At 65.1% G+C, this 14,671-nt stretch carries 12 protein-coding genes; 11 read left to right on the top strand and 1 reads right to left on the bottom strand.

Annotated elements, in window-relative coordinates; translation table 11 throughout:
- The first annotated feature begins 6 nt into the window (after nt 1-6).
- The 11 genes from EII42_RS07720 (at nt 7) to tyrS (ending at nt 12,800) form a co-directional block, all read left to right on the top strand.
- A complete protein-coding gene (locus EII42_RS07720) occupies nt 7-828 on the top strand; it encodes an RNA methyltransferase (RefSeq protein ID WP_233558314.1) in 822 nt (273 codons plus the stop codon).
- Nucleotides 812-1,921, top strand: a complete 1,110-nt coding sequence (gene pheS / locus EII42_RS07715) for a phenylalanine--tRNA ligase subunit alpha (RefSeq protein WP_125171545.1) — start codon at nt 812-814, stop codon at nt 1,919-1,921. Before EII42_RS07720 ends, pheS begins: the two co-directional genes overlap by 17 nt.
- Nucleotides 1,918-4,407, top strand: a complete 2,490-nt coding sequence (pheT, locus tag EII42_RS07710; RefSeq protein ID WP_125171544.1) for a phenylalanine--tRNA ligase subunit beta — start codon at nt 1,918-1,920, stop codon at nt 4,405-4,407. Before pheS ends, pheT begins: the two co-directional genes overlap by 4 nt.
- A gap of 476 nt (nt 4,408-4,883) precedes the next feature.
- On the top strand, nt 4,884-5,417 hold the full coding sequence (locus EII42_RS07705) for a TetR family transcriptional regulator (protein ID WP_125171619.1): 534 nt from the start codon (nt 4,884-4,886) through the stop codon (nt 5,415-5,417).
- 7 nt (nt 5,418-5,424) lie between these two features.
- Nucleotides 5,425-6,450 (top strand): N-acetyl-gamma-glutamyl-phosphate reductase, encoded by a 1,026-nt coding sequence (gene argC / locus EII42_RS07700; protein WP_125171543.1) that lies wholly within the window; start codon nt 5,425-5,427, stop codon nt 6,448-6,450.
- Nucleotides 6,447-7,598 (top strand): bifunctional glutamate N-acetyltransferase/amino-acid acetyltransferase ArgJ, encoded by a 1,152-nt coding sequence (argJ, locus tag EII42_RS07695; RefSeq protein ID WP_125171542.1) that lies wholly within the window; start codon nt 6,447-6,449, stop codon nt 7,596-7,598. The genes argC and argJ overlap by 4 nt, the downstream gene beginning before the upstream one ends.
- Nucleotides 7,595-8,467, top strand: a complete 873-nt coding sequence (gene argB, locus EII42_RS07690) for an acetylglutamate kinase (protein WP_370318105.1) — start codon at nt 7,595-7,597, stop codon at nt 8,465-8,467. Before argJ ends, argB begins: the two co-directional genes overlap by 4 nt.
- Nucleotides 8,464-9,642 carry an acetylornithine transaminase gene (locus EII42_RS07685; RefSeq protein ID WP_125171541.1) on the top strand — a complete coding sequence of 393 codons (1,179 nt, stop codon included), beginning with the start codon at nt 8,464-8,466 and terminating at the stop codon, nt 9,640-9,642. Before argB ends, EII42_RS07685 begins: the two co-directional genes overlap by 4 nt.
- A complete protein-coding gene (argR, locus tag EII42_RS07680) occupies nt 9,639-10,121 on the top strand; it encodes an arginine repressor (protein ID WP_125171540.1) in 483 nt (160 codons plus the stop codon). Before EII42_RS07685 ends, argR begins: the two co-directional genes overlap by 4 nt.
- Complete coding sequence (gene argH, locus EII42_RS07675; protein WP_125171539.1) at nt 10,118-11,524, top strand: argininosuccinate lyase; 1,407 nt, start codon at nt 10,118-10,120, stop codon at nt 11,522-11,524. The genes argR and argH overlap by 4 nt, the downstream gene beginning before the upstream one ends.
- 28 nt (nt 11,525-11,552) lie before the next feature.
- A complete protein-coding gene (gene tyrS, locus EII42_RS07670) occupies nt 11,553-12,800 on the top strand; it encodes a tyrosine--tRNA ligase (RefSeq protein WP_125171538.1) in 1,248 nt (415 codons plus the stop codon).
- Between the two features lie 20 nt (nt 12,801-12,820).
- Here the strand turns inward: tyrS and EII42_RS07665 are convergent, their stop codons facing one another.
- Complete coding sequence (locus EII42_RS07665) at nt 12,821-13,972, bottom strand: CapA family protein (RefSeq protein WP_233558322.1); 1,152 nt, start codon at nt 13,970-13,972, stop codon at nt 12,821-12,823.
- Nucleotides 13,973-14,671: the final 699 nt, after the last annotated feature.

Below are 14,671 nucleotides of genomic sequence, written 5' to 3'. Positions count from 1 at the left end.
TCTGCCGTGCGCCACGAACCGGACGCAGCGCTCCCGGTCGGGGTGCTGCGTTCGGTTCGTCGTTTGACGCAGCGCCGCGGTCGGGACATCGCGAACAAGTTCCTCGTGGAGGGGCGGCAAGCCGTCCGCGAAGCCCTGGCAGCGGGTGACATCGTCGAGGAGGTCGTCGTCGACGACCCGGCCAAGCACGCCGATCTGCTCGACGGCTACTCGGGAACCCTCTGGCGTGCCGACGAATCGGCCATGCGTCAGCTCTCGGATACGGTGACGCCGCAGGGCGTCATAGCGGTTTGTCGTCAACTGAGCTTCGGCTGGGAGCACATTTCTGATGCGCGACTCGTCGTGATTTGTTCACAGGTGCGCGACCCCGGAAACGCGGGTACCGTGATCCGCTGCGCTGACGCCTTCGGGGCCGACGCGGTCATCCTGACCACGGGGTCCGTCGATATTTATAATCCGAAGGTGGTGCGCTCCACTGTCGGTAGTCTTTTCCACATGCCCATACTCACCGGAGTTGATCTGCGCGACGCGGTAGATCGCGTGCACTCCCTGGGGCTGCACGTGTTGGCGGCCGACGGGGAGGGGGAACCGCTAGATCTGAAGGCGCTGCGCGGCGAACTTCGGCGGCCTACCGCCTGGATCATGGGCAACGAAGCCTGGGGGCTGCCCGTTGCCGACCGCGCACTGGCTGACGAGGTGGTTGCCGTCCCTATGTGGGGCGGGGCAGAGAGCCTCAACCTGTCCAGCGCGGCGGCGGTTTGTCTGTACGCCACGGCATCCGCACAGCGAAGGAATAGTGAAGGAGTGCGCAATGAGCGGGCCCAATGACAATTACGATCCCAAGCAGGTTTCTCAACTCAGCCCCGAAACAGTCGAGGGCTACGTTGCGGACGCTTTAGCGGCCGTAGCTGCCGCGACGACGACGGAAGAATTGAAACAGGCGAGGCTCGCCCATGCCGGGGATCGCTCTCCACTCGCGCTGGCGAACCGGGAGATCGGGGCCCTGCCGCCTGCCGCCCGCAAGGAGGTCGGCAAACGGGTGGGCCAGGCTCGCGGCCAAGTGAACCAGGCTGTTGCCGCGCGTCAGGAGGAGTTGGCGCGCCAAGAGCTGCAGCAGGCACTCGTCGCGGAGCGGGTGGACATGACGCTGCCGATCGAGCATCGGCCGCTGGGCGCCATCCACCCCGTAACCGCCATGATCGATCGCATGACCGACGTGTTCGTCGCGCTCGGCTACGAGGTCGCGGAGGGCCCGGAGCTTGAAGCCGAGTGGTACAACTTCGACGCGCTCAACCTGCCCCCGGACCATCCTGCGCGCGGCGAACAGGACACCCTTTGGGTGGATCCGCCCAGCGCGGCCAAGCTGTTGCGTACCCAGACCTCTCCGGTGCAAGCCCGCGCTCTGCTCAGCCGTGGTGTGCCGCTGTACATAATCAGCCCGGGCAAAGTGTTCCGATCCGACGAGTACGACGCCACTCACCTGCCGATGTTCCACCAACTGGAGGGCCTGGTGGTGGACAAGGGAATCTCGATGGCGGACCTTCGAGGAACTTTGGACCACCTAGCTCAGGCGCTGTTCGGCCAGGTGGAGACCCGCATGCGCCCGCATTACTTCCCGTTCACCGAACCATCTGCAGAGGTGGATCTCCAGTGCTTCGCCTGCCACGGCAAGTCCGTGGGGGACCCGCAGAACTCATGCCGGACATGCCGGAGCGAGGGTTGGATCGAGTGGGGCGGCTGTGGCGTGGTTAATCCGCGCGTCCTCCAGGCCTGCGGCATCGACCCGGAGGAGTACTCAGGGTTCGCGTTCGGGATGGGGATCGAGCGCACCGTGATGTTCCGAAACGGAGCGCCCGACATTCGCTATTTCGTTGAGGGGGATGTGCGTTTCAGCCGTTCGTTGATTGGAGGCGCCCGATGAAGGTTCCTGTTTCTTGGCTCCGTGACTTGGTGAGGTTGCCAGAGGAGGCCACCGCGCAGGAGATCGCTAGGCGTTTCACCAACGTCGGCCTGACGGTGGAGCGGATCGAGAGCGTCGGCTCCCCCGTAACCGGCCCGTTGGTGGTTGGCCGCGTGCTCAGCCTCGTCGAAGAACCGCAAAAGAACGGGAAGGTTATCCGCTACTGCCGGGTTGACGTCGGCGAGGAACTGAACGAAGCGGCCACCGAGGACACACCTGCCTCTCGGGGCATCGTCTGTGGCGCGCACAACTTCGTAGTCGGGGATCTCGTCGTGGTTGCCCTGCCTGGTACGGTCCTGCCGGGCGATTTCCAGATCTCTGCGCGCAAGACGTACGGCCACGTATCGGACGGCATGATCTGTGCCGAGGACGAGATCGGACTGGGCGAGAATCACGAAGGCATCATGGTGCTGGGTTCCGGCACGCCGGGCGAGAGCGCGATCGAGCTGCTGTGGACTTCGGACGAGGTGCTGGAGATCGACGTGACCCCGGACCTCGGCTACTGCCTGTCGCTGCGCGGCCTGGCGCGCGAGGCGGCGATCGCTTTCAACTGCAGCTTCACCGACCCGTACCGACTTCCGCCGGTGGCGGATGCAGCCAGCGGGCACGAGGTGATTCTGCAGACCCCGAATTGTTCGGCTTTCACCGCGATCACGATTAACGCGACGAACCCGCAGGCCAAGACCCCCCGGTACATCGTCGACAGACTGCGGGCGTCGGGCGTGCGCTCGATCTCGCTTGCCGTGGACGTGACCAACTACGTGATGCTCGAATCCGGACAGCCGCTGCACGCTTACGACGCTGATCGGCTCCAGGGAGCCATCCGTGTTCGCCAGGCGGATCAGGACGAGGAACTGGTCACTCTTGACGGGCAGCTGCGCAAGCTGCGCGTCGAGGACATGGTCATCGCCGACGACTCGGGTGCGATCGGCCTGGCCGGTGTCATGGGTGGTGAAACCACCGAGGTGAACGAGCGGACCACCCGCATTGTCCTGGAGGCTGCTGCTTTCGACTCGGTCTCGGTGTCTCGCACCTTCCGCGCCCACGGGTTGTTCTCGGAGGCGTCGAAGCGATTCGAGCGCACCGTGGATCCGGCACTCGGCTTCTCCGCGGCCCGTCAGGCTGCGGAACTGATCATCAAGTACGGCGGCGGTGAAGTGGCGGGAGAGACCTTCGTCGGGCAGGTGCCTGAGCGGCACACGATCCGGCTGCTAGCCGGGCTGGTGTCTGCCGTGCTCGGCGCGGAAGTCCACTACGACGAGGTAGTTCGACTGCTTACGGCCACGGGTGCGGAGGTCACTGCCTTCGGCGACTCCATTACGTTGGAGGTTCCGACGTGGCGCAACGACCTGGTCGACCCCTATGACATTGTCGAGGAGGTCGGCCGCAAGTATGGCTATGACCGCATTGGTCGACGACTTCCGGTGGCTGCGGGAGGCGGGGGGCTGACTCGTCGTCAGGCGGCGCGGCGAGAGGTCATCCACGCGGTGGTGGCTGCCGGATTCACGCAGTGCATGACCCTGCCGTTCATCGGCAGCGAGGAACTGGATAGGCTGGGCCTGCCCGAGCAGTCGGCTGCGCGCTCCGCTGTCCGGCTCAGCAACCCGCTGTCCGATGCTCACCCGCTGCTGCGTACCACCTTGTTGCCCGGGCTGCTGCGCGCGTTGGCAACGAACGTTTCTCGGTCGATTGACGACGTGGCGATCTTTGAGGTGGGCAGTGTTTTCTTCGCCGGTGAACCGATGGATGCGCCGCGTCCGGCGGTGACGCATCGGCCGTCGGACAAGGAGATTCGCGCACTCGACGCGGCGCTGCCAGCTCAGCCGCAGTTCGTGGCCGGCCTCGTGGCGGGCAACTGGGTTCCGGCAGGTTGGTCCGGGCCGGCGGTGGCCGCTGACTGGACCCACGTCGTGGCCCTGGCCGAAAGCGCGGCGAATGCGGTGGGCGTTGCCCTCGTCCGGCGGCAGCGCGACGATGTAGCGCCCTGGCATCCGGGCCGAACCGCGGAGCTGCTGGTTGGTGAGGCCTCGCTGGGCTACGCCGGTGAGCTGCACCCCGACGTGATCGCTGCTTTCGGTCTGCCGGCACGAACCTGTGCGGTGGAGTTCAACCTGGACGCGCTGCTCGACGCCGCGCCCCACGCCGGGCGAATTGGCCTGCTGCACAGCTTCCCGGTGGCCAAGGAGGATGTTGCCCTGATTGTGGATCAATCGGTGGCGGCGGCCGACGTGCACTCGGCCCTGGTCGCCGGAGGAGGAGAGTTGCTGGAATCCGTGCGGTTGTTCGACGTTTTCACGGGTGAACAGGTTGGTGAGGGCAAGAAGTCCCTCGCCTTCGCGTTGCGGATCCGCGGTGATCGTACGCTGACTGACGCTGAGGCAGCAGAGGTCCGGCAGGCGGCGGTGGCGGAGGCCGTGGCGCGCTTCGGGGCCGTTCAGCGCGCCTGATTTTGAGGGGACCGTCTGCCCCGGGGCCTCGCCAGGCTGCCTGCCGGGGCGAGGTTGCTAACTGGCAGAATCACCTCCATGTCACTAACGAATGAGTCGACGGCGGCTGACGGGGTGCTGCCTCGTGCCGGATACCAGCCATTCGTCCGGGTTGCGCTCCCCCAGGGAGCGTTGGTGCTCGGGGGCGCGGTGCGGGCGCACGGGAATCATGTTGTGGTGTTGTCGGTAGCGGGCCTGCTCGCTTTCGCTGCTTGGGTCGGCCGGTATGCCAAGCTGGGATGGGGGTGGACCGCCACTGACAGTCCGTCGTTTAAGGGCGTCGTATCCAGGGGCGACCGCTTGCTGGGAACAACCGCTGCCGGGGGTGCAGAGCCCGGAACGGGGCGCGGTTCGGGCTCTTGTCGTTTCGCTTTCGACGGCTGTCGCTCCGTCGTAGGGTGGGTGAGGAGAACGAGCCGTTGGGGGATGGTGCGACGATGGCGTTGACGAAGGCGGCCATCGTCGCGGGCGGATTGGAGATTCTGGCCCGCTATGGCCTGGCCGATTTGACGATGCGCAGGTTGGCGGAGGAGCTTGGGGTGCAGGCGGGAGCCCTCTATTACCACGTGCCGAACAAGCAGCAGCTGTTGGCGGCGCTGGCGGACGAGCTGTTGCGCCCGGTGGGGGCCGATGACCTGCGGGTCTGGGCTGACGAGTATCGCGCGACGCTGCTGAGTTGCCGCGACGGGGCGGAGTTGGTGGCGTCCAGCAGGGCCTTGGGGCTGGGCGCCGCCGATCCGTGGGCGGGGCTGCGCGGCGTCGTTTCGGAGGATCTGCTGGCGGCCTGTGAGCATTTCATCCTGGGCGCGACGATGCACGATCAGACCCAGCGACAGCTGTTGGAGCTCGGTGTCATCCCGGAGTTGGATGCCGAGGCGGCTGAGCGTCGGTTCCGGGTGGGGGTTGAGCTGTTTGTGGCTGCTGCGAAAGCCGACCCAAGCCCTAGAATAAATATGGAATCTATGTCATAGTTATCTTATGACCTTCTCGATAGCTGTTGCAGGGTGCACCGGTTATGCCGGGGGAGAGCTGCTCCGCCTTCTGGCTGGCCATCCGAACGCGCGGATCGGCGCGCTCACGGGCAATTCGTCGGTGGGAGATAAGCTCGGCAACCACCAGCCGCATCTGGCGGCCCTCGCCGAGCGCGTGGTCGAACCGACCACCGCTGAGACGCTCGCTGGGCATGATGTCGTCTTCCTGGCTCTGCCGCATGGTGCCTCGGCGCCTATCGCGCGAGAGCTCGGCGAAGATGTTCTCGTGATCGACTCGGGCGCCGATTTCCGACTGTCCGACCCGGCGGCCTGGCAGAGGTTCTACGGCACGGAGCACGCGGGCACCTGGCCCTACGGCTTGCCCGAGTTGCCTGGCCAACGCGCGGTACTGCGGCAGGCGAAGCGTATCGCCGTGCCTGGCTGCTACCCGACGGCGGTGACGTTGGCTTTTCTGCCCGCCGTGGCGCAGGGCATGGTGGACGCGGGTCAGCTGAACGTCGTCGCGGTGTCCGGCACGTCGGGGGCGGGCAGGTCGCTAAAGCCGCACCTGTTGGGCTCCGAGGTGATGGGCAACGTGCTGCCCTACGCCGTGGGCGGCGGGCACCGGCACATTCCCGAGATCATCCAGAACCTCTCGGGCGTGGCTTCCGGCCCGGTCGGGCTGAGTTTCACTCCGCTCCTGGCGCCGATGTCCCGCGGCATTCTGGCCACGTGCAGCGCACCGCTGGTCGGCGACCCGAAGCTGGTGCGCCCCGCCTACGAGGCGTGGTGCGCCGACGAGCCCTTCGTCGAGCTGCTTCCGGAAGGCCGGTGGCCGATGACGGCGGCGGTGCTCGGCTCCAACAGGGTTTCGCTCCAGATCACGGTGGATCAGGCCGCGGACAGGGTGATCGTTTGTGCCGCCATCGACAACCTGAGCAAAGGCACCGCAGGCGGGGCCATCCAGTCCATGAACATCGCTCTCGGGCTCGACGAGTCCATCGGATTGAGCGGGAACGGGGTAGCTCCATGAGCGTCACCACACCCAAGGGTTTTCGGGCCGCCGGCGTGGCGGCTGGGATCAAGCCCACCGGCCGACCGGACCTGGCGTTGGTGGTCAACGATGGCCCCCGGATGGCGGCGGCTGCCGTCTTCACGACCAACCGGGTTTTCGCCGCGCCAGTCAAGTGGTCCCGTCAGGCGGTCGCCGACGGGCAGGTGCAGGCCGTTGTGCTGAACTCCGGCGGGGCAAACGCCTGCACGGGCGCGGCGGGCTTTGCTGATGCTGCGGCGACGGCGGTGCGCGCCGCCGAACTGCTACGGCTTCCTGCGGACAACGTTGCGGTGTGCTCGACGGGGCTGATCGGCGTGCGGCTACCCATGCCGCAGATCCTGGCGGGGCTGGCCGAGGCCGTGGAGCGGCTGAGCATCACCGGCGGGGAGGATGCCGCGCGCGCGATCATGACGACGGACACCGTGCACAAGACGAGCGAGTTCCGCGGGACTGGCTGGAGCGTCGGCGGCATCGCGAAGGGGGCCGGCATGCTCGCGCCCGGGCTGGCCACGATGCTCGTCGTGCTCACAACCGACGCCGAGGTCGACGCGGACTGTCTCGACCGGGCGCTGCGCGAGGCCACCCGCACGACCTTCGACCGAGCCGACTCCGACGGCTGCATGTCCACCAACGACACCGTGATTGCGTTGGGTTCGGGAGCCTCTGGAGTGCCGGTTTCGCAGGCGGAACTGGCCGAGGCACTGCGGACGGTCTCAGCCGACTTGGCGCGGCAGCTGATCCGCGACGCGGAGGGCGCCCGGCATGACATCGCCATCGAGGTCGTTGGCGCCGCGAGTGAGCGTGACGCGGAGGTGGTCGGGCGGGAGATTGCGCGTTCCAACCTGTTCAAGTGCGCCATTTTTGGCGGGGATCCCAACTGGGGGCGGGTGCTGAGCGCGATTGGGGTGACGGACGCCGAGTTCGATCCTGACCAGCTTGATGTCAGCTTCAATGGCGTTCAGGTGTGCCGGGCTGGTGCGATCGGTGACGACCGGTCCCTGGTCGAACTGTCCGCCCGGGACGTGCGCGTTCTGGTGGACCTGCACGCGGGCACCGCGAGCGCGACCATCCTGACAAACGATTTGACCTATGACTATGTCAAGGAGAACGCGGAGTATTCATCGTGAGCCTGGAAAACAGCACCGCGAAGGCCGCGACACTGATCGAGGCGCTGCCGTGGTTGAAGGAGTACGCCGGCGAGATCATGGTGATCAAATACGGTGGCAACGCCATGACGGACGAGGGCCTGAAACGCGACCTGGCGAAGGACATCGTCTTCTTGCGGCAGGTGGGGGTGAAGCCAGTCGTTGTGCACGGCGGCGGCCCGCAGATTTCTTCGATGCTGGACCGGCTGGGCATTGATTCGGAGTTTCGCAGCGGCTTCCGGGTGACGACTCCGGAGGCGATGGAGGTTGTGCGGATGGTGCTCGTTGGCCAGGTGGGCCGGGAGCTGGTGAACCTCATCAATCAGGAGGGTCCCTACGCGGTCGGCATGTCGGGTGAGGACGGTGGGCTGTTCACGGCCGTGCGCAGGTTGGCCACCGTCGGCGATGAGGAGGTTGATCTCGGGCTGGTCGGCGACATCGACTCGGTCAACCCATCCGGGCTGATTGATCTGATCGAGGCGGGGCGCATCCCGGTGGTTGCCTCGGTCGCGCCCGACGCCGGCGGCGTGATCCACAACGTGAACGCGGACACCGCTGCGGCCGCGCTCGCGGCGGTCATTGGCGCTAAACGGCTTGTGATGCTCACCAACGTCGCGGGCCTTTACGCGAACTACCCAGACCCGGATTCGCTGATCACCGAGATCAGCGCCGACGATGCCCGCGCCATGCTGCCGAGCCTGGCTACGGGCATGGTTCCGAAGGTGGAGGCCTGCCTGGCTGCCGTGGACGGCGGTGTGCAGAGCGCAACGATCAGTGACGGGACCCAACCTCACTCGTTGCTGCTTGAGATCTTCACAGATGAGGGCGTGGGAACGATGGTGAGAAAATGACTGTGGAGTTGAGCAATGCGCAGTTGCTGGGCCGGTACGACTCGGTGATGATGAACGCGTTCGGCAGCCCGAAAAGGGTGTTCGTCGAGGGGCGAGGGGCCCGGTTGCGTGACGCGGATGGCCGCTGGTACACCGACCTGCTCGGCGGGTTGGCGGTCGTGGGGCTCGGCCACGCGAACCAAGCGGTGAACGGTGCCATCGCCCGTCAGCTGGACACGCTGGGCCACATCTCGAACCTGTTCGCCTCCGAGCCGCAGATTCGACTGGCCGAGCGGCTGGCCGCTGAGTTGGGCGACCCAAGCGCACGGGTCTTTTTCTGCAACTCCGGCTCGGAAGCCAACGAGACGGCCTTGAAGATCTCGCGTCTCACCGGTCGGATGAAGCTGGTGGCGATGGAGGGAGCATTCCACGGGCGAACTACTGGCTCGCTGGCGCTGACGCACAATCCGGCCTACCGGGAGCCATTCGCCCCGCTGATCGGCGAGGTGCAGTTCGTCCCATTCGGCGATGAAGCGGCGCTGGCAAGCGCGGTGGACGAGCGAACGGCCGCCGTAGTGCTGGAGGTAGTCCAGGGCGAGAATGGGGTGGTGGTGGCGTCCGGGTCGTTCGTTGAACTGGCTAGGCGTCTTACGAGGGATGCGGGCGCGTTGCTGTGGATCGATGAGGTGCAGACGGGCATCGGGCGTTGTGGAGCCATGTTCGCCCATCACCACTACTCGGTTGAGCCAGACCTGGTTACCTTGGCGAAGGGGCTGGGAAACGGTTTCCCGATCGGGGCCTGCCTGGCCACGGGCGCCACCGCCGGCTGGCTACGACCCGGAATGCATGGAACCACGTTCGGGGGGAACCCGGTGGCTGCTGCGGCGGGGCTGGCCGTGCTGCATGAGGTCGGGCAACTGCTGGAGAGGGTGAATGCCCTCGGTGGTTGGCTCGCCGATCAGATTGTGGCGCTCGGTCATCCGAGGATTCGCGAAGTCCGAGGTCGAGGGCTGTTGCGCGGCATCGTCCTAAACGACGACGGTGCGCCGGAGGTTGTGGAACGCGCGCTGTCTGCGGGTTTCATTGTGAACGCGGCCCGGCCCAACGTGCTTCGGCTTGCGCCGCCGCTGGTGATAACGAGGGAGCAACTTGGCGAGTTCGTCGCCCAGCTGCCGGCCTTGCTGGAGCGGCAATGACGGAGGTGTCCCGTGCTGGCCGCCACGCGGCGTTGCGTCAGTTGCTGCACGAGCAGCGCTACTCGTCGCAGGCGGAGTTGGCTGCGGCGTTGGAAGCGCGTGGCATCCTGGCCAGCCAATCCACCCTTTCGAAGGATCTGCTGGCTTTGGGGGCCGCCCGCCAGCGCGGTGCGGACGGCTCGCTGGTTTACGTGTTGCAGGAGTTGGATACCCGGGCAGCCACCCGCTTGGCCCGGCTGTGTGCTGAACTGCTGCTGACCATCCGTCGGGCGCTGAACCAGATTGTGTTGCGCACCCCGCCGGGGGCAGCGCAGTATTTTGGTGCGGCACTGGATCAGGCAGGGTTGGACGGCGTCGTAGGCACGATCGCCGGCGACGACACTGTGCTGGTGATCGCCGTTGACGAGCCGTCCGCGGCGGCACTTGCGGAGCAACTGGAGAGAATGACCATCACTGGTAAAGCTACGGAGGAAGAATGACTGAGGGAAGGCTCTGGGGCGGTAGGTTCTCGGGCGGGCCCAGCGAGGCAATGTTCGCGCTCAGCAAGTCGACGCAGTTCGATTGGCGCCTCGCTCTGCATGACATCGCCGGGTCGCGGGCTCATGCCAAGGCCTTGCATGCGGCGGGGTACCTTGGCGATGCGCAGGCGGCCGAGATGGACGCCGGCCTGGCGGAGCTGGCCAGGCGGGTGTCGATGGGAGAATTCGTGGCGGCCGACAGCGACGAGGATGTGCATGGCGCATTGGAGCGTGGCCTCAAGGAGATCGTCGGTACCGAGCTGGGCGGTAGGTTGCGCGCTGGGCGGTCGCGCAACGATCAGATAGCGACGCTGATTCGGAGCTATCTGCGCACAGAGGCCCGCCTGATTGCGCAGGACCTCGATGGGGTGATTGCTGCCTTGACGGAGCAGGCCGAACGGTACTTGGGAGCCGTTTTGCCGGGGCGCACGCATCTGCAGTCCGCGCAACCGATTCTGTTGAGCCATCATCTGCTTGCCCATGCTTGGCCGCTGGTCCGGGACGTGGAGCGGCTGCGGGACCTAGACCGACGCCTGGCGGTCAGCCCATATGGCTCGGCCGCGTTGGCTGGTACTTCGTTGGGGCTGGACCCGGAACTGGTGGCGCGTGAGTTGGGCTTCGAATCCTCGGTGCCTAACTCCATTGATGGGACAGCAGCGCGCGACCTCGTCGCAGAGTGCGCCTTCGTGCTGGCGCAAATCGGAGTGGACTTGTCCAGGCTCAGCGAGGACGTGATCCTGTGGTGCACGGCGGAGTTTGGCTTTGCCACGTTGGACGACGCGTGGTCCACCGGATCGTCGATCATGCCGCAGAAGAAGAATCCCGACGTGGCAGAGCTGGCCCGGGGCAAAGCCGGTCGACTGATTGGCAATTTGGCGGGGCTGATGGCGACGTTGAAGGGCCTCCCGCTGGCCTACAACCGGGATTTGCAGGAGGACAAGGAACCGATTTTCGATGGAATTGACCAGCTGCACGTCCTGGTTCCGGCGGTTGCGGGCATGGTAGCGACTTTGACCTTCCACCCAGCGCGCATGGCCGAGGTGGCGCCCAAGGGTTTCTCGCTGGCCACCGATGTTGCGGATTACCTGGTGCGTGCGAAGGTGCCGTTTGCGGTCGCTCACGAGGTGGCGGGAGAGGCCGTTCGATACTGCGAGTCTAAGGGGATTGAGCTTGGTGATCTCACGAGTGCGGACCTGCCGCAGATTTCGGAGCATCTCGACGCCGGGGTGCTAACGGTGCTCACGGTTGCCGGCTCGGTTGAGGCGCGCAACGGCCGCGGAGGAACTGCGCCTGAGCGAGTGGCGGAACAGATCATGGAACTGCGCGCAGCTCAGGCGGAGTTGGCTGATTGGGCCGCGCATTGACGCAACCGGAGGCTCTATGCTTGGCCCCATGAACTTGTTCGAAGACCTTTGCTGGCGCGGCCTCGTCGCGCATTCCACTGATCCGGAGGCGCTTGCCGCGCACCTGTCGGCGGGGCCGGTCAAGTTCTATGTTGGCTTCGACCCGACGGCTTCCAGCCTGCACATCGGACACATGATGCAGCTGCTCATGGCACGTCGCCTGCAGCTCGCCGGGCACATCCCACATCTGCTCGTTGGGGGAGCGACGGGGCTGATCGGTGACCCGAAGGAGACCGGCGAGCGTGTCATGAACGATGCTGACATCGTGGCAGGATGGGTCGAGGCGATCCGCCAGCAGACTACGGGGTTTGTCTCCTTCGAAGGCGGGAACGCTGCCGTGCTGGTCAACAACCTGGACTGGACTTCTGGTCTGAGCGCGATCGATTTCCTGCGGGACATCGGTAAGCATTTCCCGGTGAACCGGATGCTGGCCCGGGACGTCGTTGCGCGGCGCCTGGAGTCAGGGATCAGTTACACGGAGTTCAGCTATGTTCTGCTGCAGTCGAACGACTTCCGGGAGTTGCATCGTCGTTTCGGGGTCACGCTGCAGACCGGTGGCTCTGACCAATGGGGCAACATTACGGCGGGGGTGGAGTTGCTGCGGCGTTCCGACCAGGTTCGGGTTCATGCATTGGCCACCCCGCTGATCACGAAGGCGGATGGCACGAAGTTTGGCAAGACCGAGGGCGGTACGGTTTGGCTCGACCCGAACTTGACCACCCCCTACGAGTTTCACCAGTTCTTCCTGAACGCCGAGGACGCGAAAGTCGTGGACTATCTCAAGGTATTCACCGATCTCAGTCGCGAAGAGGTCGAGGCCCTTGAACAGGAGACGATTGACGCCCCCCACAAGCGGGCCGCGCAGCGGGCGCTGGCGGACGCCGTAACTGATGTGGTCCATGGGGCCACTGCGCGGCGCGAAGCAGTCGCTGCAGCACAGGCGCTGTTTGGCCGAGGGGAGCTCCGGGAACTGTCCGAAGAATCCATCGCCGGAGCAATGCGAGCGCTGCGTGCGGCTCAGGCGCAAGCGCCTCTACCTGTCGTGGACGCGATGGTGCTGGCCGGGGTAGTGGAATCGAAGTCTGCGGCCCGCCGGGCGATTGCCGAAGGCGGCGCCTACCTGAACAACGAGAAGGTGACTGATTCCGAACGAGTGCTGGGCGCGGACGACCTGTTGCACGGACGGTTCGCGGTGCTGCGTCGGGGGCGCAAGACCGTGGGCGGAGTGATCTGCTGACCGGAGGTCGGCGCGGCTGGTCAGTTGTTGTCGGCTTGGCCCAGTTCCCTGAGCCCGGGGACTTGTCCGACGATGGCTCGGGTCCGCGCGGCTGATTCCTTCAGTTGAGTGGTGGGGCCGATTCCTTGGTCCAGCGCCTCGGGTATGAGGTAGACCCGCGCAGGGGAGCCGTTTCGATGACGGGTGATGTGTGTCGGCGCCCAGAGCAACTCTGAGTCGAACACACCTGGTGAGGTTTCGGTAAAGGTGAACTCCGCCATGTAGCCGTCGTAGGTGTACGGATAGGGTGGGCCGCTTTGGGCGATCAGGTTTCCTGCGCCGTAGACGACCCATTTCCCGTTGACACGGTCGATGGGTTGCACGACATGTGCGTGTTGGCCAAAAACGAAGTCGACGTGCTCGGAGGCCGTGACCGCAGCGACAAAATCGATTTGCTCGCGATTCAGTTCCCGGGAGTATTCAGTACCCGCATGCATGTGGACACCGACGATGTCGGCTCCGGCCTCCTTGGCCTTGCGGGCGTCGGCTATCGCTTTGTCGGCGTCCAACAAGCTGACTGCCCAGGGCTTGTCGGCGGGTCGCGAGAGGCCATTGAGCCCGTAGGCCTGGGAAACGAAGCCCACCTTCACCCCGGCAGCTTCGTAGATCGTGGGGGTTTCGGCCTCTTCCCGGGTGCGGTAGGTACCGACGGTGCGCAGTCCCGCCTCTTCGTGAGTCTCGATCGTGCGCACGACCCCGGGCCATCCGCCGTCCATGGTGTGGTTCGAGGCAGTGGTGCAGATGTCCCAGCCAACCTCCTTGAGGGCTGGGGCAATGGAGGGAGGGGCTGCGAAGAGGGGAAAGTTCCGGAAGGGACCCTGGGGAGGGGCAAAGGGCACTTCGGAGTGACAGATCCCGATGCTTGCTCGGGATACGAAGCTTTGTAGGTGGGCGAGTTGGGGGAAGAAATCCATCTGGCCTCGGCCGGTTCGGCTGGCGTCCTGTTGGGCGCTAGTCCACAGTGTGTTGTGCCAGAGAAGGTCGCCGGAGACGTTGATTGTCACCCGGCGTAGAGCCTTGGGGGAAGGAACTGGTGTGGGTGTTGGAGTCGAGCTTGGTTGAGGGTGGGGTGAGTTGGCGATCTGCACGTCTGGGAGTTCGTCCGGCCAATGGGAGGCGTCCCAAATAGCCATACCGGTGTAGTCCGCACGGAGAACCGGCGAGCAAGAAACCAGCGCCAAGCAGAAGCCGGCGGCCAGAACGTTGAGTCGCATGGCAGCACTCTACGCCGAAGCCACGAGGGGCTGGCCGCGCCGTCGCAGTTATGGGAAGCATGGTGCTGGCAAGCCGATTTGAATGTTCCTCTTGAGGTGTGTAATGTTCACCGGGCTGCCTCGGCCGGGCCGATGGGCCGGAAGGGGCAGGGCCTGACTTGAGGCGACGGAAACCGATGAGTGTGCGTGCGATTAGTACCCACTCAAGATCGGGAGAAGTCGGATCAAGACCTGGTGGCGAAGTTGACTTCGAGAAACCAGGGGAGTACAGTTAGGCAAGTTGCCTGAAGGTGACGACCGCACAACTCCACAGAGACGAGCTGAGATCGGATTTGACCGAAGTAGTGAACTTGGCTAGGATAGACAGCAGCCGCTTTGCGGCCAAGCAATCCAGCCCACCGCTTCAACCGCGTTGGCCCTGTGGCCAGCCTCAGGAAGATCCGATTTGACAGCGCGTCGAAGTCGTGATAGAGTGGTCGGGCCGGAAGGTTTAAAAGCCCCGAATGGGATGCCTCACATGAGGCCACCGTGAGGGTCGCGAGCGAATCTTGAGAACTCAACAGCGTGCTTTAAGTCAATGCCAATTTTTGCACATTTTTTGTGTGTGTCCTGTGCACG

This window comes from Tessaracoccus sp. OH4464_COT-324 (genome assembly GCF_003932855.1).
Taxonomy (GTDB): Bacteria; Actinomycetota; Actinomycetes; order Propionibacteriales; family Propionibacteriaceae; genus Arachnia.
The sequence above is the reverse complement of the archived record's forward strand: the minus strand, read 5'-3'. Positions and strand labels throughout refer to the sequence as shown.